20 protein-coding genes, 1 riboswitch and 1 other annotated feature are annotated in these 21386 nt (G+C 47.3%); of the genes, 7 read left to right on the forward strand and 13 right to left on the reverse strand.

The window, feature by feature from the left end:
• Positions 1–113: 113 nt before the first annotated feature.
• Genes ACH33_RS12585 through ACH33_RS12600 form a run of 4 tightly spaced genes read right to left on the reverse strand, consistent with a single transcriptional unit; the run spans position 114 to position 4135 of the window.
• A complete protein-coding gene (locus tag ACH33_RS12585; RefSeq protein WP_057899339.1) occupies positions 114–839 on the reverse strand; it encodes a LysM peptidoglycan-binding domain-containing protein in 726 nt (241 codons plus the stop codon).
• Complete coding sequence (locus ACH33_RS12590) at positions 826–1479, reverse strand: CPBP family intramembrane glutamic endopeptidase (RefSeq protein ID WP_057899340.1); 654 nt, start codon at positions 1477–1479, stop codon at positions 826–828. The genes ACH33_RS12585 and ACH33_RS12590 overlap by 14 nt, the downstream gene beginning before the upstream one ends.
• Positions 1451–3058, reverse strand: coding sequence for a RecQ family ATP-dependent DNA helicase (locus ACH33_RS12595; protein WP_057899341.1), 1608 nt, complete (start codon positions 3056–3058; stop codon positions 1451–1453). Before ACH33_RS12595 ends, ACH33_RS12590 begins: the two co-directional genes overlap by 29 nt.
• A gap of 6 nt (positions 3059–3064) precedes the next feature.
• Positions 3065–4135, reverse strand: coding sequence for a YpbB family protein (locus tag ACH33_RS12600; protein ID WP_057899342.1), 1071 nt, complete (start codon positions 4133–4135; stop codon positions 3065–3067).
• Positions 4136–4343: 208 nt separating this feature from the next.
• Here ACH33_RS12600 and ACH33_RS12605 point away from each other — a divergent pair, with 208 nt between their 5' ends.
• Together ACH33_RS12605 and ACH33_RS12615 are read left to right on the forward strand one after the other, a co-directional pair.
• Positions 4344–4553, forward strand: coding sequence for a ferredoxin (locus ACH33_RS12605; protein ID WP_057900372.1), 210 nt, complete (start codon positions 4344–4346; stop codon positions 4551–4553).
• A 284-nt stretch (positions 4554–4837) separates the two neighbouring features.
• Positions 4838–5005, forward strand: a riboswitch (M-box (ykoK) riboswitch).
• A 137-nt stretch (positions 5006–5142) separates the two neighbouring features.
• Positions 5143–6114, forward strand: coding sequence for a magnesium transporter CorA family protein (locus tag ACH33_RS12615; protein WP_057899344.1), 972 nt, complete (start codon positions 5143–5145; stop codon positions 6112–6114).
• A 528-nt stretch (positions 6115–6642) separates the two neighbouring features.
• Here ACH33_RS12615 and ACH33_RS12620 read toward each other — a convergent pair.
• Positions 6643–7437 carry a DUF92 domain-containing protein gene (locus ACH33_RS12620; RefSeq protein ID WP_057899345.1) on the reverse strand — a complete coding sequence of 265 codons (795 nt, stop codon included), beginning with the start codon at positions 7435–7437 and terminating at the stop codon, positions 6643–6645.
• A 115-nt stretch (positions 7438–7552) separates the two neighbouring features.
• On the opposite strand from ACH33_RS12620, the gene ACH33_RS12625 reads away from it, so the two are divergent.
• Complete coding sequence (locus ACH33_RS12625; RefSeq protein ID WP_057899346.1) at positions 7553–8050, forward strand: inorganic diphosphatase; 498 nt, start codon at positions 7553–7555, stop codon at positions 8048–8050.
• A gap of 38 nt (positions 8051–8088) precedes the next feature.
• Here ACH33_RS12625 and ACH33_RS12630 read toward each other — a convergent pair whose 3' ends face one another.
• The gene (locus ACH33_RS12630) at positions 8089–8529 is read right to left on the reverse strand and encodes a DUF1284 domain-containing protein (protein ID WP_057899347.1); all 441 of its coding nucleotides are present in this window, start codon (positions 8527–8529) and stop codon (positions 8089–8091) included.
• Positions 8530–8835: 306 nt separating this feature from the next.
• Positions 8836–9078, forward strand: a binding site (T-box leader).
• A gap of 90 nt (positions 9079–9168) precedes the next feature.
• On the opposite strand from ACH33_RS12630, the gene serA reads away from it, so the two are divergent.
• Positions 9169–10752, forward strand: coding sequence for a phosphoglycerate dehydrogenase (serA, locus tag ACH33_RS12635; protein ID WP_057899348.1), 1584 nt, complete (start codon positions 9169–9171; stop codon positions 10750–10752).
• A gap of 198 nt (positions 10753–10950) precedes the next feature.
• On the opposite strand, the gene ACH33_RS12640 is transcribed toward serA, so the two are convergent.
• Complete coding sequence (locus tag ACH33_RS12640) at positions 10951–12078, reverse strand: HAD family hydrolase (RefSeq protein WP_057899349.1); 1128 nt, start codon at positions 12076–12078, stop codon at positions 10951–10953.
• Between the two features lie 144 nt (positions 12079–12222).
• Here ACH33_RS12640 and ACH33_RS12645 point away from each other — a divergent pair, with 144 nt between their 5' ends.
• Positions 12223–12945, forward strand: coding sequence for an SDR family oxidoreductase (locus ACH33_RS12645; protein WP_057899350.1), 723 nt, complete (start codon positions 12223–12225; stop codon positions 12943–12945).
• Between the two features lie 32 nt (positions 12946–12977).
• Positions 12978–13682 carry a peptidylprolyl isomerase gene (locus ACH33_RS12650; RefSeq protein WP_057899351.1) on the forward strand — a complete coding sequence of 235 codons (705 nt, stop codon included), beginning with the start codon at positions 12978–12980 and terminating at the stop codon, positions 13680–13682.
• Positions 13683–13807: 125 nt separating this feature from the next.
• Here ACH33_RS12650 and ACH33_RS12655 read toward each other — a convergent pair whose 3' ends face one another.
• The 3 genes from ACH33_RS12655 to ACH33_RS12665 all read right to left on the reverse strand — a co-directional run bounded on the left by ACH33_RS12655 (position 13808) and on the right by ACH33_RS12665 (position 16437).
• Complete coding sequence (locus ACH33_RS12655) at positions 13808–14197, reverse strand: hotdog fold thioesterase (RefSeq protein ID WP_408863292.1); 390 nt, start codon at positions 14195–14197, stop codon at positions 13808–13810.
• An 81-nt stretch (positions 14198–14278) separates the two neighbouring features.
• Complete coding sequence (locus ACH33_RS12660) at positions 14279–15736, reverse strand: sensor histidine kinase (protein ID WP_327850969.1); 1458 nt, start codon at positions 15734–15736, stop codon at positions 14279–14281.
• On the reverse strand, positions 15724–16437 hold the full coding sequence (locus ACH33_RS12665; RefSeq protein ID WP_057899352.1) for a response regulator transcription factor: 714 nt from the start codon (positions 16435–16437) through the stop codon (positions 15724–15726). Before ACH33_RS12665 ends, ACH33_RS12660 begins: the two co-directional genes overlap by 13 nt.
• A 602-nt stretch (positions 16438–17039) precedes the next feature.
• Between ACH33_RS12665 and ACH33_RS12670 the strand changes: the two genes are divergently transcribed.
• A complete protein-coding gene (locus ACH33_RS12670) occupies positions 17040–17444 on the forward strand; it encodes an acyl-CoA thioesterase (RefSeq protein WP_057899353.1) in 405 nt (134 codons plus the stop codon).
• Positions 17445–17569: 125 nt separating this feature from the next.
• Here the strand turns inward: ACH33_RS12670 and ACH33_RS12675 are convergent, their stop codons facing one another.
• From ACH33_RS12675 to ACH33_RS12685, 3 genes are read right to left on the reverse strand one after another with little or no spacing between them, the layout of a single operon-like run.
• Complete coding sequence (locus ACH33_RS12675) at positions 17570–18787, reverse strand: DEAD/DEAH box helicase (protein ID WP_057899354.1); 1218 nt, start codon at positions 18785–18787, stop codon at positions 17570–17572.
• Positions 18784–20604 carry a HAMP domain-containing sensor histidine kinase gene (locus tag ACH33_RS12680; RefSeq protein ID WP_057899355.1) on the reverse strand — a complete coding sequence of 607 codons (1821 nt, stop codon included), beginning with the start codon at positions 20602–20604 and terminating at the stop codon, positions 18784–18786. The genes ACH33_RS12675 and ACH33_RS12680 overlap by 4 nt, the downstream gene beginning before the upstream one ends.
• Positions 20605–21318: a response regulator transcription factor gene (locus ACH33_RS12685; protein WP_057899356.1), complete on the reverse strand. Its 714-nt coding sequence runs from the start codon at positions 21316–21318 to the stop codon at positions 20605–20607. It lies immediately after the preceding gene.
• Positions 21319–21386: the final 68 nt, after the last annotated feature.

A 21386-nucleotide genomic window follows, 5' to 3' on the forward strand; every position in this document is an offset into this window, starting at 1 on the left:
TTGTCCCTCCTTATATAAAAGTTCCCTCTTCGCTGTAGTGTATCCAAAAATGAGAAAAACTCGCTGGCATTGTCCACTCAATGAAAAAACAGGCGCCTAAAAGCGTCTGTTTTTTAACGGGGAGGCAGCGGCACTTTAATCACTGAACCCGCATATACGTTGTTCGTATTGCGGATACCATTGTACCGTGCCAAATAAAACTGGTATTTTCCTGTTCCGTAATACATGACGGAAATTTTGTACAACGTATCGCCCGGCTGTACCCTATGCCTCAGGAGCCGTCTTTTTTTGTAGGGCGGCGCACTCTTTGAAGCATGGACTGTTTCCACTTTTGCCTTTGCTTGCACAGGCTTGGCTTTCGGCGGCGTTTGGCTTGGATTGACGGGAGTCGCCTTCGCTGAAGAAGGGGATTTAGGCGCCTGGTTCGCGTTCGGCGGCGCAGCCGGCAGCGGTTTCGACGATTGCATACCGGAAAGCTTCTCTGAAAATTGAGAGGCCTGCTGAGATGGTTCCAGCTTGGATACCGCTGTTCCGGATACAGATGTCAATTCCTTCTTTGCAGGCGTTTGACTTCCTACCTCCGGGCGCGGTTGCGCGACGGACGGCACACTCCTTGTCGCATACCACCAGAAACAAAGCACTGCTACAAGCAACAAAAGAACAGTTCCCCCGATATAGTAAGGAGTAAGATTCAACGGGGGCTTCTTGTGAATCGTACTGCGCGGCGGCAGCGTTCCTGTCGGCACTTTTTCCAGCTGTGCCCCTTGCTGTTGTGCCACTATTTTCCGCAGCGAATCCGCCTGATCAGTAGAGGTTTGTCTTTCCCTATTCATCGACATCTTCATTCTCCCCGTTTGTATTCTTGTCTTCCGTATTCGACCCTTCGGTCCCAATTCCTTCCTTTCGCTCAAGAAACCATCCTTTTCTCACAAAGCATCCTAAAACAAAATCTACTAAAAAATGAGCCCATACCACCGTCCAAACGGTTCCCGTCTTCTCAAATAGTACGCCGAACAGTACGCTGATGACAAATACCACTGTCATCATTACCCATTTTTTCATATAGCGTACGTGAACGAGTGTAAATAAAACGCTCGTCCACCAAACTCCTAATCCAGGCTGAATAACGGCACGAAACAAGAACTCTTCCGTTATCGCTACCACTGCGCATACGATGGCAATATGCCCAACAGACAAATCACGGAACAACAGTTCGTTAAGCCCGCCGTCATCAAACATATCACGCGGCAAAAACAAAATAAGAATAACCTCTATGACGATCACCAAAACCGCAGCCAATGTGCCGTATATGAATACATCCGCTGCGTCCTGCAAAGCAAAAGGACGCGTCCAGTCCACCCCGGTGCGAATATAGAAAAAATACAGCCCGGCAAGACCGAGCGCAAATAAAATCGCCTGGGATATGTACACATTTAAAGCCAATGTCCGGCTATCTAAATTTGTATATCTTGAATCCATATCTTTCGTCACTTCCATTCGCATGAGAAACCGGAAGCAAACTATCTAACTCTTGTCTCCAGTCCCATGCTTCTTCTAACATATTGTCTCTCTCTTCCCCGTCTTGATAAAGGGTCATATCGATTCCGCAGCGGTCGCAGCAACTGCCCGAAGCCGCGCGATGCTCCTGTGCAAAATAGCGTCCAATCGTAAGCCGTCGACATTCTGAACTGGACACCCAACGTCGCATTTCTGCTAGCTTTTCGTATCTCTCCGCACGCCGCTGGAAAACGATCTGTGCCAGGGACTGAAAGCTTTTCGGTTGCGAATCTGCGCCTTCCCATTCCCAGCCATTCGTTGTTCGGCGCAACCTTCTGAACAATCCAAGACGTTCCATATGATACAGCAAAATGGAAAGCTGTTGCGCTTCCAGCCCCCATGCCGCAAGCGCCTCTTGTTCAGACACCCCCTTCATCCGCCTATCAGCAGAGAACAAAGCATCGTAGAAATTTCGAATCTGTACCTCGTTTGGATATTCCTCGGCAATCAACTGGCCGGGTAAAATATGGTCATCCGGTGTAAAAAGAAGACAGGCATAGCTTAATTGTCCGTCCCTTCCGGCGCGCCCGACCTCTTGCAAATATGACTCTATGTCAGGAGGCATATGATAATGCAGTACAAACCGGATATCGGGCTTGTCAATGCCCATCCCGAACGCGTTCGTCGCAAATATTACATTCAGTTCATTTCCAAGGAATTGTTGCTGGATCAACAACCTTTCTTCTGCTCCCATACCGCCATGATAAACAGCACAGCGCTCAATCCCCTGCTCCTGCGCCAGCTTGTGCGCGCGTTCTGTCGCGCTTCGGGAGCGGAAATAGACAAGTCCAGGTCCTTTAAGCGTCCTCAACTTGTCCAACATCGCTGCTTCCTTCTCCCGTTCATCGCCCAAAAATGCAACATCATAGCAAATATTCTCCCGATTAATCGATGTAAGCACGATATGTTCATGTGGAATCGAAAGCGCACGGCAAATATCCTGCTGCACGGCCCTTGTAGCGGTTGCCGTCAGCGCTAGCACCGGCGGTGCGCCCAACCTGCAGATACATGAATGCAAACGCTGGTAATCCGTGCGGAAATCGTGTCCCCACTGTGAAATACAATGGGCCTCATCGACTACAAACAGCGATACAGGCACGCGTTCCAGTTGCTCCATGAAATCGTTTTGCTGCAATTTTTCTGGAGAAACATACAGGATTTTCACTTTTCCCTCGATAACTTGCGCCAGCTTCCAGCGTTGTTCTCGCGCAGAAAGTGCGCTGTTAATATATTCAGCGTGCCGAATCCCCCGGCAACGCAAATTCCGCACCTGATCCGCCATCAGTGAAATTAACGGCGAAACAACGACCGTCATTCCGGGAAGCACCAGCGCAGGAAGCTGGTAACACAATGATTTCCCGCCTCCGGTCGCTAAAATGCCAAGCGCGTTCGCGCCCGCAAACGGATAACGCATAACTTCCAACTGGCCCGGCCTGAATTCTTCATACCCAAAATAACGCTTCAAGGCCGTGCGCAATGCTTCGTCTACCGCCGCATTCACGATGTTTCACCTTCCTCCTTGGGAAGCGCGTACCAAAGCAAGACGAATTTCAAGATAATTGTAAGAATCGCCCGCTTCACGCTTAATCGTCCCAACTTTTTTTGTACCCTTTTCGCGTACAATCGCATGAATGCGTTCCACTTTCTCTGGAGAAACAAATGGGTGGATATCAAAAGCGGGATCGGCAATGGCAATTTCAACAATGTGATCTTCGATCGTACCGGGCTTCAAACCACGCTGACGAACAATTTCTTCCAGCGAGAACCCCGCTGCAAGCAACGCTTTCGTCCAGCGGGCTGTTTGCGTAAGCGCGGCATCGTCGGAACGGCTTCCAGCTACCTTTGCAAGCATCGGATAGGCTCCGGAACTAAGGCGGCGCAACTGTTCGGCAGCCAAGCGAAGCACGTGCATCTCAACCGCTCCTTCCGCCGTATCAAGCATACTGGCCAGCTGACGATACGTTAGTCCCGCTCTTGCCTTTCCGCTCAAACGACGCAAAAGAAGCATCCTCTCTTCTTCTGCCAATCCTTCCATCCAGCGTACCATTTCTTCTTTCATACGGCGTGCCGCCTCAAGTTTGTCCGGGTACGTTTTTATTACACGCTTGACTTCGTACTGAAGTTCCCGCTGTTCCACCACCGGATAAAACAGTGTCTCTCCCGCAATCCAATATGAAAACGTCTGAATCAAAAGAGAGAGTTTTTTCCAGAAGCGTGCGGCACGCACTTTTTCATGAACAGACGAAACGGACCTGCAACAGGCTTCATATCTGAAGCGTGCCTCCCTTTTCATTAGTGCGGCTTCGCCGGCCGGCAAACAGAAGACGCCCGCTTTCTTTCCCGGCCGCACTCCGAGCCAGCCGCGCGCGATCAAATCGTCCAGCATTCTCCTCACTTCTTCCACAGAAAACGCGTGTAATGCTCCATACAACATGGATACGCCGAACAAAGCAGCGTCTGCAATCACCTGGTTATTTTTCCGCCCTTTCAGTAAATGTACGATTGCCTGCGGCGTTCTTTCGCCCTGGAACTTTGACGCTGCAAGGAGAAAAAGCCCTTCCATAAATTGAATGTTCATTGTTATAATTTCATCCCCCGATTTCGGGTAAGTAATTACTGTAATCTAATTATAGTCCATCATTCTGCCATGTGGAGCAGAAAAGATGTTTTTGGTGCCCTTTCACGATTTTTTTTCAACCATCTTGATATTCACGAATACAATGTTTACAATGAGGTATGAGAAATGGACAACGTCTTTTCTCAGAATTTCTGGAGGTGAGAAGAGAATGACAACTTGGGTTGATAAAGACACTTGTATCGCTTGTGGAGCTTGTGGCGCAACCGCTCCTGATGTATTCGATTACGATGATGAAGGCTTGGCTTTCAACAAATTGGATGACAACTCCAATACAGCTGAAATCCCGGACATTCTGCAAGACGACGTTCGCGATGCAGCTGAAGGTTGCCCGACTGATTCAATCAAAGTTGAAGAGTAAAATGCTTTTTGCATCGAACAAGCTCTCATAACGTAAATCCGAGCCTGACCAATTTCCCGGTTAGGCTCTCACGGTTTCATGGACAGCATATTATCACCATCTTAATTAATATCCCTTCTCAACTCTTCAATCCCTCGCTTCATCCCGCTATTTTCTTGAACGAGCAAACTTTCTCTCCTTTTCCTCCAGCCAGTTTTGCAACAGATATGTAAAATGGAGATGTTAAAAAGATTATTGACAAGTGCAATAATTGTCTATATCCTAAGTATGTCATAAAGATTCATATGCATTCTCGTTAGGCGAGGCTCCAGTTCAAACATAGGCCACTGCCCGGAAACGTCGAGAGACGCCAATGGGTAGAACAGGTATTGCCGGATTAAGGCTCTACTTAAGGTGGCTGAGTCATGTGACTCTACGTTGTTCTGTGCCGAAGCTCAACCAGGAGAATACTGGAAGCATACGAAGCTTTTTCGCATGCATCTATTTGTTGTGGGCACAAAAGCCTCTCCTGGCGTCATCTTGCGCGGGAGAGGCTTCTTTTGTTCTTTCAATGATATCAATATATTAAAGGGCAAAGGAGGGGATTTTCTTGATTAAAACGTATTTTTACAACCACTCCAAGCAGGAAATGATTCATGATGTCGATTTGGATAAAATCAACGAATTCCTGCATTCCAACGAAGACTTGCTCTGGATTGATCTGTTTAATACAAGCAACCAGGAATTGCAATATATCGCCAATTTGTTTAACTTTCACCCGCTGGCAATTGAGGACTGCCTTCAACACAGTCCGCGCGCAAAAGTGGATAATTACGAAGATTACTATTTTTTCGTATTCCATGCGCTGCGCTACCATGAGGAAAGCGACACAGAGATTACAACCCTTGAGCTAAACGTATTTATGGGGCCGAACTACATCGTAACCATCCATAAACGACCCATGCCTTCCATCGGTCGAATTGCGGCCGCCTGTTTAAAAAGCAAAGAGTACATGAACCGTGGAGCAGATTACTTGCTGTATTCCATCATTGACGGCATTACGGACGAATACTTCCCGATTCTTGACCGGCTAAGCATCCGTATTGATGAAATCGAAGACGAGATGTACGAATACGATATGGAACTTGTCACCGAAGAGTTCCTCGCGCTTAAGCGTACACTCATTTTGATCCGCCGCGTCATTCTACCGCAAAAACGAGTATTCGCTACAATAAACGGTCATTGGCAATTTCCGATTCAAGAAGAGAATATTCCATTCTATATTGACTTAAAAGACCACCTGGAACGGATCGCCGACTCGACCGAAACGTTCAAAGACTTAGTAAACAGCGCGCTTGATACGTATTATTCTATCGTAAGCGCTAAGACGACGGAAAACTTAAACATCCTGACCATGATTTCTACCATTATGCTGCCGCTTACCTTCATAACAGGATTTTTCGGCATGAACGTACCGCTCCCGTTTCAAGATTCGCCCTATACCACACTGGTTATTTTCGTACTTCTGTCCATGCTTTCTTGGTGGATGTGGTGGTTTTTGCGCAAAAAATTTATGTCATAAAAAGCTCATGGTCATAAACTGAAAATGGGCTTCTTCACAGGGCATACCCTCTGGGTGAGGCATACCGTTTTTCGCCCGAGAGTTTTTCCTGACAGACAAAAAATACTGATATATCAAGGATGTTGTAAAACGCATAATGACTGAATGGTAAAGGTTAAACACAATAGAGTAAAAACTAAATGTTGCACGCAGTCAAAACTATTGAGTATAATAAAATTAATAAAATGGTTCAGCCGGGAGGCGTACTTCATGAAAAAAACACGCAAAACCGGACGCATCGAAAAAGTAGTGAAGCTTTTGTATTTGGTAGGTATTCTATCACAAGAAGAACAGGAACAAATGATAAAACGCCGCCACTAACAGGGCAATGACAAGCGGAGCAACATGCTTCATCACAGAGAGGATTGTCCAATCTCCTCTCTCAAGGGATTGGACATTTTTTTCGATGGTTCTTTTTCTAATTTATTTGTAATAACGAACCATCGAAAAATCGGCAGACCTGCTCTCTCCGAAGAGCAGGTCTCTTTTTTATCCTGTTATGATGAGCGCCGTCAGCCCCCCGGCTATAGACGCCAGCGCGTTCACCGCATCGTTCGTGCACCAGGCGTATCCTTTCACTGCAATCGTATCCCGTCCGCAATGAAGCTTGCGTTCCGTTTCTTTGCCACATATCTGACAGCGGTACATCCGCTGCCAAGCCGCGCCGACCGCGCTGTCAATCAGACTGCCGATCATACCTCCTACAGCTCCCGCCACTACATAATGGACATTCACCCCTTCTTGCGCAAGCAAGGAAAACAGACAGGCACAGCCTCCAATAAACGTCCCGCCTGCAAACGAAGCGGCAAGTCCCGCCCCGCTCACCCCACCGGACGTTCCCGGGTCTACCTTGCGCCATGTAAAAATATGGCGCGGCTTTCCTTTCGCCAGCACACCAATTTCCGTTGCCCACGTATCCGCCGTTACCGCCGCGATCGAACCGATATAAAACGCATACCACCCTTCTTCCATCGCCGCAATAAATGCACCAAGGATAGCCACAAGTCCTGCTCCACCATTTGCAAACACTTGCATAAAATCCCTTGTGCCAGTTTTGGCAAATAAACTCTCCACCTCCTGCTTCGCTTCCTTCTTTCGATGCGATAACAAACTGGAAGAGATGAAAAATGCAAGCAACACACCATACCATTTGATATCGCTCAATGCGTATATCAGTGTTCCTATAATTACTACAGCCACAGCTCCGCTCGCCGACAGCGAACGTTTCCGGTATGCTACTATGGCAATCAACAGGCTTCCCACAAATCCAATAAAAAGTTTCATTCCTACTTCTCTCTCCTTACAACACGCTTTTCTTGTAACATAGAACTTGTTATAATGAAGCAGAATCCCTTGTTGGACTAACCTAGCTAACCCAGAACAAAAAGGAGGAATTTTCATGGCATTCGAAAACAAAGTCGTTGATGTGTTCGTCGAAATTCCAGCTGGCAGCCAGAACAAATATGAGTACGATAAAGAAGCAGGCGTATTCCGCTTGGATCGTGTACTATACTCCCCAATGCACTATCCTACCGAGTATGGATATCTAGAAAATACGCTGGCGCTTGATGGAGACCCGCTGGATGCGCTTGTGTTAACCACATTCCCGACATTCCCAGGTTGTGTCATCTCCACCCGCATCATCGGCGTGCTTGTTATGTCCGATGACAAAGGCCAAGATGAAAAACTGTTAGGCGTACCTGTTGACGATCCACGCTGGGATGGCGTAAAATCGCTTGACGACGTTCCAGGTCATGTATTGAAAGAAATCGCACACTTCTTCGAGCGCTATAAAGACCTAGAAAACAAAGAAACGAAAATCGAAGGCTGGGAAGGTCCAGAGAAAGCGGCTCAGCTTATTGACGAATGCCTTGCCCGCTACACGGAAAACAAATAAACGATATGTACATACGAAAACTCCCGCTAAGCGGGAGTTTATTCTTTTTCTGTGTCTCCATATCTTTCCTTGAGTCGGCGAATGCCTTCCTTGCAGACTCCGTAAGACAACCATGAGCAACCGAGGCACAAGAAGTCAAGATCATCCGGCTTCACCATTTGCGCGGTACGCTGTACCAGCCATTTTTTACTGTATGTTCTTTCCGGCTCAATATGTAGATGGCGGATAACTTTGGCATCCATCCGTCTGACATGAAGGTCGGAATCTTCCCCCGCTTCACACTTCGTTTGTCCTTTATGGGGACAAGCACCACATACTTCATCAAATCCGATAGTTACTTCCAGCCGGATGTCACATTCCGGGTCGCGAATACATTCTACCATTTCGCGCATCGTCTTGATAAAAGAAGGGCTATACCCCATGCCTTGAAACCCGTGCACACACAACAAATGATGGCCGCGCAATTTGCGAATCTCCATTGTGCTTTCTCCTTTTTTTGATGAATAAGAAAAGCTTGCGAGTTATCTTTAACTTTATCATGCAGGCACCATTTTCGCACGTCTGAAACAAATAATATCATAAAACTTGCTTTCTACATTTTTAAACTCTTGAGATATAAAACAGCTTTACATCCTAGCGACAACTTGGTAGAATAAAAATAAAGATTCGGGCTAAAACCGAACATTAATAATTTTTTAATAAAGAATGTTAAGTTTTTAATCCAAAAACACTTGACTCCATCCTTTTTTCGTGATAAATTGTTTTCAGACAACAAACAATATCGTAAAACAACAATGACGGAGAGGAACTGCAGACGTGATTCTTCAGAGAGCCGGTGGTCGCTGCGAACCGGTGAATCCCCTGCCGTTTGAGCGCTCCTGAGTTGTCAGGCTGAACCGAAAGAAGTAGGTCTGAACGGATGCTCCGTTACAAGCTGCGGTTCTCGTGTATAGAACCGGTCGAGGCTGCTGTTGCGAGACAGTAGCGAATGAGGGTGGTACCGCGAAACAAAGCCTTTCGTCCCTCACTACAGGAATGTAGTGAGCACGAAAGGTTTTTTTAGTACAAAAATATATCTAGGGGGAAAAGGCGTCAAGCGCCGCGGAGGTGTAAATTACATGTTTAAAGTATTAGTAAGCGACCCATTAAGTGAATTTGGCATTCAAAAATTGCTGGAGGCGGAAGACGTTCAGGTTGACCGCAAGACAGGACTCTCCGAAGCGGAACTGATCGATATTATCGGAGAATATGACGCGCTGCTTGTGCGCAGTCAAACAAAAGTAACGGCCGCTGTTATTGAAGCAGGTAAAAAACTAAAAGCAATCGGCCGTGCAGGGGTTGGAGTGGATAACATCGACCTGACAGCTGCAACAAATGCGGGGATCGTTGTCATCAATGCGCCGGACGGAAATACGATTTCTACGGCAGAACATACTTTTGCAATGATTATGGCTTTGGCTCGCCGTATTCCACCAGCATACAAAAAACTGGTAGAAGGCGAATGGGATCGCAAGTCGTTCACGGGCGTAGAATTGAACAAAAAAGTGCTGGGCATCATCGGTCTGGGACGAATTGGCGCTGAAGTAGCAAAACGTGCTAAAGCGTTTAATATGAGCGTGATCGCATACGATCCGTTCCTGACTCAAGAACGTGCCGACAAATTGGGCGTTAAATTCGGCACGCTCGATGATGTGATTACGCAAGCCGATTTCATTACAGTCCACACTCCATTGACAAAAGATACAAAATATCTCATTAATACGAAACAATTTGAAAAAATGAAGGACGGCGTACGCATCATTAACTGTGCCCGCGGCGGAATTATCAGCGAAAAAGCGCTGTATGAAGCGATTGTAAGGGGCAAGGTTGCCGGCGCCGCCATCGACGTATTCGAACAAGAACCGCCCGTGGACAATCCGCTGTTGAAATTGCCACAAGTCATTGTGACGCCGCACCTTGGGGCGTCTACCGTCGAAGCGCAGGAGAACGTTGCCATCGACGTATCTGAAGAAATTCTGCATATTCTACATGACGAGCCATTTAAAAACGCGGTGAACCTACCGTCTATTCCGGCCAATGTCATGGAAAAAGTAAAGCCGTACTTTGAACTGAACGAAAAACTCGGTTCCTTTATCGCACAGATTGCGGTCGGCGGCTTGAAAGAAGTAATCATTACTTATTCCGGCGAGCTGAATGATATTGATACGGCGGCTCTGACGCGCACGACGCTGAAAGGCATTCTGTCCTATCATCTCGGCTCGGCCGCAAACTATGTAAACGCACCGATTCTTGCGAAAAACCGTGACATTCATGTAACTGAGCAAAAATCAACATACAGCAGTGGATTCAGCAACCTGATTACAGTTACGCTGAAAACGAGCCAGGAAGAACGAACCGTGTCCGGTACACTGCTGAATGGCTACGGTCCGCGCATCGTTAAAATTGACGGCTATTCCATCGACCTCGTTCCGCAAGGACACCTGCTGCTTGTCCATCACAATGACCGTCCGGGTGCCATTGGCCGCGTAGGTACCATCCTTGGCGACAACGATGTGAACATCGCAACCATGCAGGTAGGACGTCGCGATGTAGGCGGCCAAGCCATCATGCTTCTAACTGTCGACAAGGAAGTAAGTCCGAACGTACTGGACACGCTAGGTGAACTAAATGAGATTACAAGCGTAACGCAACTCGAACTATAAGCCGTTTCAAGACAGGCTGGTTTCTCTCGGCCTGTCTTGAAAGTTATAAGATGTGCCCGCAGTGATACAAAGGCGGCTGTCCCGCTTCCTTGTGGAAGCAGGACAGCCGCTTTCTTACTTTACAACAACATATGCTTTCTTATCCACCAAAAAAAGCGGGCACTCCGCCCCGTGCGCCCGCCTTTCACTTCACCATAATTATAAAATCGTTAAAATGTGCGTCATATCATCCAGAATATAATCAGCTTTCAATTCTTCAAATTTGGCGCGAGCTTCCTGTCCCGTCAGGCCGGTCAGCGTGGCGGCAAACTTACAGCCGATGCTGCGGGCAGCCATATAGTCAGCGACCGAATCGCCCACAACTAAAATTTCTTCCCCGTTTTCAATCGGCAGCGCAAGGTTGAAGCATTCCTCATCATGCGCATCCATGCCAAGCATGCCCTTAATGTAGCAATACGGTTGTGGCTTGGCGAGCGGCGCGCGCTCCGGATAACGCTTCTCTGCCTCCAGTACATCACTTGCGGTCACCACACGGTTTTCATCAAAATATTGAAGCAATCCCATCGTTTTGAGCGGTTCCACCGTTTCGATGCGCGGACGACCGGTGCCGATGCCGAGCACATAGCCGCGGTTTTTCAATTCGGCTAGCACTTTCGCCATTTTCTTTGGTTCTACAATCGGAATCTCGTCATCAAGAAATCCGCGTTTGCCTTCTTGATACGCTGGACGACCGATCGATTGGGCTACCAGGCGGTCACCGAGATACCATTCCTGGAACGTCTCTTGACAAAGATCCCACAATTCACTATTGCGCGAGAAAATGTCCGTCTCAATCCCTGTTTTCTCACGAACCAAATCGTTCAAATAAAGAAGCAGCGCCTGTTTTTCTGCCGTGCTTTTTTCGAAGTCTGCAACGAAGGACGCGTAGTCCACTTTAAATTCTACGCCTTTCGCCATCTCTTGCACTTTGGCGATCGCTTCACGATGAATTTGCGATGTTAAGATCGTCTCCACTTCTGCGGACTTCGTCTTATGCAACTCCGCCAGCAAACGCACCAACTCGTAGGAGAACACAAGATAGACCATATCCCAGTTGGCGTTAATACCTCTTGTTTTTATGAAATTTAACACTTTATCATCATCAAACACTTCCTTGCGCACGCGGCGGATCGTACCCTCCTCCGGCGCCGGCTCAAACGTGTCACCGGAAAGCCCCAAATATTTCGGGCTATACAGCATCTCCCATACCGTCAGCGCGGAAGCGTCGAAGTAGCGCTCCTCGCTTAGTAAAACACCGTCAACATCAAATAAAATGGTACGAAACATTTCTTCTTCTCCAGCTCCTCTAACATTGTAATCGACCCAACACGAACATTTTAACATATTTTAAGCAAAATAATCGCCTTTTTCCGCAAATTTTCCGGTGATAAAGTAAAGTATGATAAAATGAAAAAAAAGGAGGCTGAGCTTATGGAATTTCAATCCTTACATAACAAAGTTGTACTCATTACCGGCGCAAGCAAGGGCATTGGCCAGGCTATGTGCCTGCTGTTCGCGGAAAAAGGCGCCACCGTATATGCCATTGCGCGCAGCGAAGAGTTACTGCACAAACTGGCGGAAAAAGCTAAGACGAAAGGTGGCAACATCATCCCTTCACCGTGCGACGTAACCGACAGCGAAGCGGTGCAACGGCTTATTAGCCAAATTGTCCGTGAAAAAGAACGGATCGATGTATTGATCAATAACGCCGGACTTGGCCATTTCGGCCCGATTCACGAATTGACAGAAACGCAGTGGGATGAAATGATGAATGTGAACCTGAAAGGCGTGTTCCTCTGTACCAAGTATGTAGTGCCCCACCTGCTTAAGCAGCAAAGCGGCCACATTATCAATATTTCCAGCGTGGCCGGCACGGTTACGTTCCCGGGCGGCGGCGGTTACTGCACGTCCAAATTCGGTCTGATGGCGTTCACGGACGTTTTAACGCAAGAGCTAAAGCCGCACAATATTAAAGTATCTGTCATCTGTCCGGGTTCGGTGCAAACATACTTCGGGCAGAGCGACCCCAAATCCTATGCGCTCAAACCGGAAGAAGTAGCATATATCGCGTACCAGATGGCAGCCGCACCGGAAGGCGTTATTATGAACCAGGTGATTATGCGTCCGGTTGTGCCGAAAGAATACCAAAAATAAGGGAATACAACAAAAAAGGCTGAGGGAAAAACATGAAGAAAAAAGGAGTTTTTCTGCTTGCACTTATGCTTGCCGCCGGCTTGAGCATAACTGCCTGCTCACAGCAGCAAAGCAACGACCAGCAAAACGCCGCCCCTGCGCAGAAGGCAGACAAACGAGCATTCCAACAGTGGGACAAGCCGCCAGCAATGCAAATTGACCCGAACAAAACATACATCGCACATGTGGACACGAACAAAGGCTCATTCTCTATTGAACTATTCGCCAAAGATGCGCCAAAAACAGTGAACAACTTCGTATTTCTGGCGCGCGAAAAATTTTATGATGGCATTATCTTTCATAGGATCGTCAAAGATTTTGTTATCCAGGTTGGCGATCCGCAAGCAAAAGGGAATGTCCAAAATCTAAAAAATAATCCTCAAATCGGGGCCGGGGGTCCAGGCTATCAGTTCGAAGATGAATTATCTTCCAAGCATAAATATGAAAAAGGGATTGTGGCGATGGCAAATTCCAGACCGAATACGAATGGAAGCCAATTCTTCATCGGGAGCGGTGCTGGAGTAGAAACATTAAATACGCAACCTTATTACACGATTTTCGGAAAAGTGATTGCAGGTATAGATGTTGTGGAAGCGATCGCTAATACACCTGTTGAGCAAGGCATACACAAGGAACCTACACCTAGCTTTCCGAAAGAAAATGTATTTATCAAGACCATTACGATTGAAGAAAAATAACTTCTCGCTATTGTAACAGCACATGACAATACATGCGCCTCTTCTTGCCGCGCGCTTCTGGCTACTCCCTCTTGGCAGCCAGTCAACAAAACGCACGGAAAAAGAGGCGCATTTTTTTAATTTGCTTACACCTTTTTCTTCTTCACAATCGCTACAGTACAGCGGGAAACGCAAATGAGTTTATCCTCTTCGTCAGTAATCTTAATATCCCATACCATCGTTGTCCGTCCCTTATGGAGCGGCGTAGCTACTGCCGTAACGAGCCCGTCCCGCTTCGGGCGCACGTGGTTGGCATTAATCTCAAGTCCGACCGCCATTTCATTCTCTTGGTCGATTGCACTCCATGTGCCCATGCTGGCCACCGTTTCCGCAAGGACAACTGAAGCGCCTCCGTGCAACAGTCCAAACGGCTGATGCACCGTTTTGTTCACCGGCATCGTTGCCACCACACGTTCTGGTGTCATTTCTTTTATCTCAATTCCCAGCACTTCTACAAGCGTACCCTGTATATCCATGCCTTCCATACCCTCCCTCATTTTTTCACGTTTGCGCGCTCCATTATTCCGAGGCACCAACATCTCCTTTAGCAACGCAGCCTATCCTACTTTTTTCTCCGAAGGGAGCCATACGACAAAGCGTGTCCCTTCCCCTATCTTACTTTCTACGCGAATATTTCCATGATGAAGTTCAACCAGTTCTTTGACAATCGCAAGACCAAGCCCTGTCCCCGCTTCTCTGCGGGAACGTACCCGATCCACCTTGAAAAAACGCTCCCATATAAAATCAAGATCATGTTGAGAAATGCCGATGCCCGTATCTTCCACCGTCACTTCAATGCCGTCGGCCTTTTCCCGTGCCGCAAGCTTGATATGTCCCTGCTCCGTAAATTTTAAAGCGTTGCCGATTAAATTCGTAAAAATCTGCTCAACACGGTACGGATCAGCAATGATCGTCGGCAGCGGATCAACCACTTCCAGTCGTAAATCGAGGTTGCGTTTGGCCGCTTCTTCTTTAAAAGCAAATACGAGCCGATTCAAAAACGAATTCATATCAATCGGCCGCTTCACAAGGTTGACCTCCTGTTTTTCCAGGCGTACAAGTTCCAGCAAATCATTGACCAATCGGCTCATGTGCATCGTTTCTTTATACATGACATCATAATACTTCTGCCGTGACGTTTCGTCGGTGACAAGACCATCCTGCAACGCTTCCAGAAAGCCTTGCATCGCGGTCAGCGGTGTCCTCAATTCGTGTGAAACATTCGCCAAGAAATCCTGACGTGTCTGTTCGAAGTCTACTCTCTCCACTTCCACTTGTTCCAGCGTACTGGCCATCCGATTGATCGTCCGCGCCAAATCACCGATTTCATCCTCGGTCGTTACCGCTACCCGCTGTTTGTAGTTCCCGCGTTCAATCTCCAGCGCTACTTCGTCAATCCGCTTCAACGGGCGGGAAATTGTCCAGGAAAGATAAGAAACCATCGCCGTCGATAGCAAAATACCGAAAAGCGTTGCCCATACAATCATTTCCCGCATGTTGCCGACTGTCTCATCAATGCCTTCTACCGGCGCATGCAGCACAATGCCCCCAAACACTTCATTCTTCTGTCCCCATGGCACGACGACGGACAGCATCGGCTTGCTGAGCCCTTCAAATTTCAAATCCTGAACCACGTCCTTACCCTGCATGACCTGCTCAACAATCGAACGGGCTACCGATTTACCAATAAACACCTCATCCTGCGTCGAAGTGGAAATAATTCGCCCGTGGCGGTCAAACACCCAAATACGCGTATCGAATGTCTGATCTAAAAAAGCGAGCATCGCCGTCGTCTGATCGGACGGCATCGGATCGTTTTGAATGGCAAGGTTTACCTTTTTCGCTTTGCGCAGCAATTCTTCTTTTGTTCCATCATATATGTAATTTTTGGCCAGCACTGACATGGAAAGGCCAAGAGCGCCCAGCCCTAGCAACATCGTAATCATGTAGCTGAACAAGAGTTTGCGAAAAATACTTTTATTAATTCCGAACCATTCTCTCACTATGCTGAGCACGAAGCTTCCACCTCAAATTTGTAACCGACCCCCCATACCGTATGAATGCACTCATACGGCAACTTCGCCAAATGCTGGCGAATTTTTTTAACGTGTACGTCCACAGTCCGGATATCTCCAAAAAAGTCATAGCCCCAGATTCGCTCAAGCAACTGTTCCCGAGTAAACACGCTTCCCGGTGAACGTGCCAGAAACACCAGCAAATCAAACTCTTTCGGACGAAAAGCTACTTTTTCGCCCGATACGGTCACCTGGCGCCCCTGCAAGTCAATGTGAAGATCCTGAAACTGAAGCACGTTTGCTGACTCCGCTTCTTTCTCCTCATTTGTCCGTGGCTGCATCCGGCGAAAAATTGCTTTAATCCGTGCTACAAGTTCACGCGGGCTAAACGGCTTGGTTACATAATCATCCGCTCCCAATTCCAGTCCAAGCACCCGGTCGAATTCTTCTCCTTTAGCAGAAAGCATAATAATCGGCGTGTCCATAGTCTTGCGAATTTCACGGCACGCCTGATACCCATCCATCTTCGGCATCATTACGTCCAGGATAATAGCGTCCGGTTTCTCGCGCTCCGCAAGCGCAACCGCCTCGCTTCCATCATGCGCTTCTATCAAATCAATTTGCTGCTGTGAGAAGTAGAGGCGAATAATCTCCAGCACATTCGTATCATCATCAGCAACAAGTACTTTTGTTCCGTTCATTATCTCTTCCCCTCCATTCCGCATGCAAAAAATCAGGCGGAATCCGGCTCCGCAATCGTTGCTATTTTATTAGTATACCATATTTTTCGCTTTCTGTTTGTAAGTTCGCAGCGTTTGTTTATAAAATTCGCATGCAACATGTACCGAGTGTCCAGGATAAAGGAAGCGATTTCTAAAATTAAAATAACCGGTACATTTGTACCGGTTATTTTAGGAAGAAGAAGCGTGAAGCTTATATTTTATTTTTTATGGAAACTTTAAAGTAATGATTATAAACTTTCGTATTATAAATAGACGGCATTTATTTGCTGTGGTATTGTACAGGCGTTTTGCTCGTTTATTGGTCTTTTGATGTCATTTCCCACGATTGATCGTTAATGAAGCAGCATACCGTCCGTTGATGCTCCGTTTCTCACCTCCCAACGCTTTTTACTTTACAAGAAAAATGTAACAAGCTCGTGAAGCAGATAAGAACTTTTTTTGATAAAAATATGATCAATTTATGTTCTTATCATCTAACCCATATACAAAACCCAGGTTGGCACAGCTTTTGAGAAAAGGTAAGATAGAAGAAAAAACGTTTACAAATGGGAGGAAAATGGATGGAAGCTTCGCTTGAAATTGTAGTACGTTCAACCGAAATCGATGTGAATGGCCACGTTAACAATGCCAAATATCTTGAGTATCTGGAATGGGGACGGGAAGAATGGTATGAACAAGCCGAACTGCCCTATGATACGTTTCTTGAGATGGGAATCCAGACCGTAACGGTTAATATTAATATTAACTACCGCAAAGAGTGCCTGCAAAACGATCGCCTAACGATTACGACCAAGCCGGAACGGCTCGGCCGAACCAGTTATGTCCTGAAACAGGAAATACATAACCAGCGCGGCGAGCTCGTCGCGGATGCATTGGTCACAAGCGTAACCATGGACAGCAAGACCCGCAAAAGCCGTCCGGTTCCAACAAAACTGGCCCGCCTGTTCGACCGCTCCGCTTCCTGAGTGCGCATAAGAAAAACTTGCGGGCTGATGCTCGCAAGTCCTTTTTCCAGATGAAGAAAGGTAAAATCTACATACTTCATATGCAGCTGTTAATCCAAAACAGCCGACCTAACAAGATCGGCTATTCAGCCATTGTCCCCGTTTTTCGTATGCATTTTTTTCGTTTGGACGTTTTTTTTCTTTGTAAACATCGGGTGGCCACGGTGCTCTTCCGGGGAAATGAGTTGTCCCTGAAATAGTACACGCTCCGGGATCTCGATACGAAGCTGTCTGGCTAGCTTACCGGCCATGAACTTCTCCTTCGGCGCAAGCAACGATATCGCCATACCGCACTTTCCGGCACGACCGGTACGCCCAACACGGTGAATGTAACCGTCCGTATCCAACGGCAGATCAAAATTAACCACATGTGTGACGCCTTCGACATCAAGCCCGCGCGCCAGCAAATCAGTGGTGACCAGATATTGGATGCGACCGCCCCGGATACCATTCATCGCCTGCTCACGTTCCTGCTTGTTTGCTTCACTATGAATACCGGCGACATTTACTCCTTTTTTGGAAAGCCAGCTGACAATCTCCCCAACTTGATGCTGCTTCTTTACGAAAATAAGAGCACGATCAGGTTTTAGTGCATGCAGCAGGCGACGCAACATATCAAACTTTTCCCGCTCCGAAGTCACAATAAAATAATGCTCAATCGTTTCCGGTAAGCGGGACTTTCCTTTCATCTTAATCACCTGTGGTTCTTCTTCTGACCATTTCTTTCCCCATTCTTCCACCAAAGAAGAAATCGTCGCAGAGAAAACAAACAGTTGACGATCCCGCGGCGTGCGCTTTATTACCGCCTCCACTTCCGGCATGATGTTCGCTTCCAGCATCTGATCTGCCTCATCAATCACGACCATTTTCACTTCGTGAACCTTGAGCTTCTTTTTCTCGATTAAGTCATACATACGCCCTGGAGAGCCGACAATCACATGCGGCTTCTGCTTCAATTTCTCTATCTGCCGCTTACTATCCACCCCGCCCATAATAATCTGAAAGCGAATGTCCGTACCGGCACACAACTCGTCCAAAACATCGCGAATTTGTACTGTTAGCTCGCGCGTTGGAACAAGAATGAGCGCCTGAACAGCTACGGACGTGCTATCAATTCGCTGCAAAATCGGCAGCAAATACGCAAGCGTCTTCCCCGTTCCAGTCTGTGATTCACCGACCACGCTTTGCCCAGCAAGCAACAGCGGTATGGTGCGCTGCTGGATCGGTGTCGGCGTCTTAATGTTCATTCTTTCAAGTCCCTGGATTAAGAAAGGGGCCAGTGAGCTTTCAGCAAATGTCTTCATCTGTTTCTTCCTTCCTCAGGCTGAATCGGAAGCTGGATAGAGAATGTCGTCCCTTCTCCCAGCTTGCTGCGCACGGTAATCGTGCCATGGTGGCCTTCTACGATATTTTTTACGATGGAAAGCCCAAGTCCTGTACCGGCACGACCACGCGTTCGGGCCTTGTCGGCTTTGTAAAAGCGCTCAAACACAAACGGCAAATCATCGGCCGGGATTCCGCTTCCAGTATCCGCTACCTCAATGATGTACATCTCATCCTGCATAAACGTTCTTAACGTTACTCTACCTCCCTGGCCGGTATGCCGTATCGCATTGTCAATCAGATTCGTCAACACTTGCTCCAAGCGATCGGCGTCAAAATAAAACATACTGTCCGGCGCCTGCCAATCCATCTGTAAACAAATCCCCTGCTCTTTCGCCACACCATTAAATTTACGAATCACTTTGTCTTCAAGCTGAAGCAAGTTACCCGGCCGGATATCAAGCTGAGTATAACCGGCCTCCATGCGGGCTATGTCGAGCAATTCGTTGACCAGACGAGACATGCGCAACGACTCATCATAAATAATTTGCGCAAGTTCCTTCTTTTCTTCCGCCGTCTGGGCGATATCGTCAATAATCGCTTCGCTGTATCCTTGCAGCATCATAAGCGGTGTGCGCAATTCATGCGACACATTGGCGACGAAATCCTGGCGCAGCTTATCCAGCCTCCGCTCTTGTGTCATATCGCGCAACACCGCAACAGCGCCACGAATTTGATCATCGTCGTACAACGGCGCCATCACAACGGCGTATATGCGACCTTGCACAACGACATCCGTTACGACTTCTTCCGCGTTGCGCACGGCTTGTTCCAGAATGGAGCGCATGGAATCCGGGAGAAATTTGATGCCCTTTTCTACATCATTATCTTCCTCCATTCCCTGTTCGTACTCCCATGCTTTCAAAAGCGCCTCTGCCGGAGGATTCGTAACAATAATCCGTCCGTGGTGATCGAACGTCATCACAGCATCCACCATGCTTTTAAGCACACTGGACAACTGCTCTTTTTCTCTGGATAGGGCTACGATTAAATCGTTCAAACGTGAGGCCATATGATTAAACGTACTGGCCAAATCTCCGATTTCATCGTTGGTACGAATGGAGATTTGTGCTGAAAAATCCCCTTGTGCATATAAATCGGCCGCCTTTTTCATTGAATGCAATGGCTGGGTAATACGCGTAGACAAGAAAAAAGCGAAAAAGGTAGTCAAAATAATGCCTATGACTGCGGCATAGAAAATGAGCCATGTCGTCTTATTGGTCGTTTCACGCAGTTCATCCATCGTCTGGTATAAAATCAATTCATTGTTCAAATCGGGCGAATGCAAAGGCACCGCTACAGCCACGAATTCCTCATAACGCGGAACCCTGCCTTTATCCGGCACCACTTGAAAAAAGTCACGCGTCACAGCGATCCGGTCATTGCGTGCCTGTCTCAGCACTGGATGCTTCAAAAACTCTTCCGCTTTCACTTCCGGGATCGTTTTATCGCGCCGATCTACATCCTGATTGATGTATTTGCCAAGCGAACCGGTAATCACCATACGGGTATCATATACATCCACCAGCTCTCGCGCAATGCTGAGCGTTTTTTCCCTATCCTTATAAACCAGAATAACGTGCGCGATATTTTGCGCCAGTTGTTTTAAATCTTCCGTGCGCTGTTTTTCATAAAAACCGTCTAAAAATGACATCAACGTAAGACTGAGCACGGTCAACACAACCGCGACAAGCCCAATAATCGTAAACCAGAGTTTGACAACAACACGGTTCAACACTTATTTTGGCACCTCAAGCTTATAACCGATTCCCCATACGGTTGCGATCATATTGGCAGCCGTGGGAGATACCTTGTTCAACTTTTCACGCAAGCGCTTGATATGAGTGTCAACAGTGCGCAAATCTCCGAAAAACTCATAGTGCCACACATCCTTAAGCAAATCTTCCCGGGAGAATACGCGGTCGGGGTGGCGCGCCAAATAATACAGCAATTCGTATTCTTTCGGCGTCAGGCTAACCTCCTCTCCCGCCACTGTCACCCGGTGTGCATCGTGATCTATAGACAATTCAGGGAATACGATAACATTGTGTGAACTGTTCTGTGTCGTTAAAAACGCGGTCGCCGAAGAACGTCGCAACAGCGCTTTCACCCGGTAGACAACTTCACGCGGGCTAAACGGTTTGACAACATAATCGTCCGTGCCCGATTCAAAACCTTGCACCCGGTTTGCTTCCTCTCCCTTAGCGGTGAGCATAATGACCGGCGTTGCTTTTTTTTCTCTGAGTCGTGTACATACCTCGATGCCGTCAATTCCCGGAAGCATCAAGTCAAGCAAAATAATATCATAGTCGTTGGCAAGCGCCATTTCCAAGGCTTTTTCCCCGTCCTCCGCTTCCTCGATAATGAAGTTTTCTCTCTCTAGATACATGCGCAGCAGACGTCGGATGCGTTCTTCATCATCTACTACGAGCACTTTTGCTTGATGTTCCATTTACTCTCACCTCGGTTGGCATTTTCATGCAAAGCTTTCTTTTCTGCTTATTTTACCATTTTTAGCAG

The sequence above is a fragment of the Aneurinibacillus sp. XH2 genome (assembly GCF_001439585.2).
Taxonomy (GTDB): domain Bacteria; phylum Bacillota; class Bacilli; order Aneurinibacillales; family Aneurinibacillaceae; genus Aneurinibacillus; species Aneurinibacillus thermoaerophilus.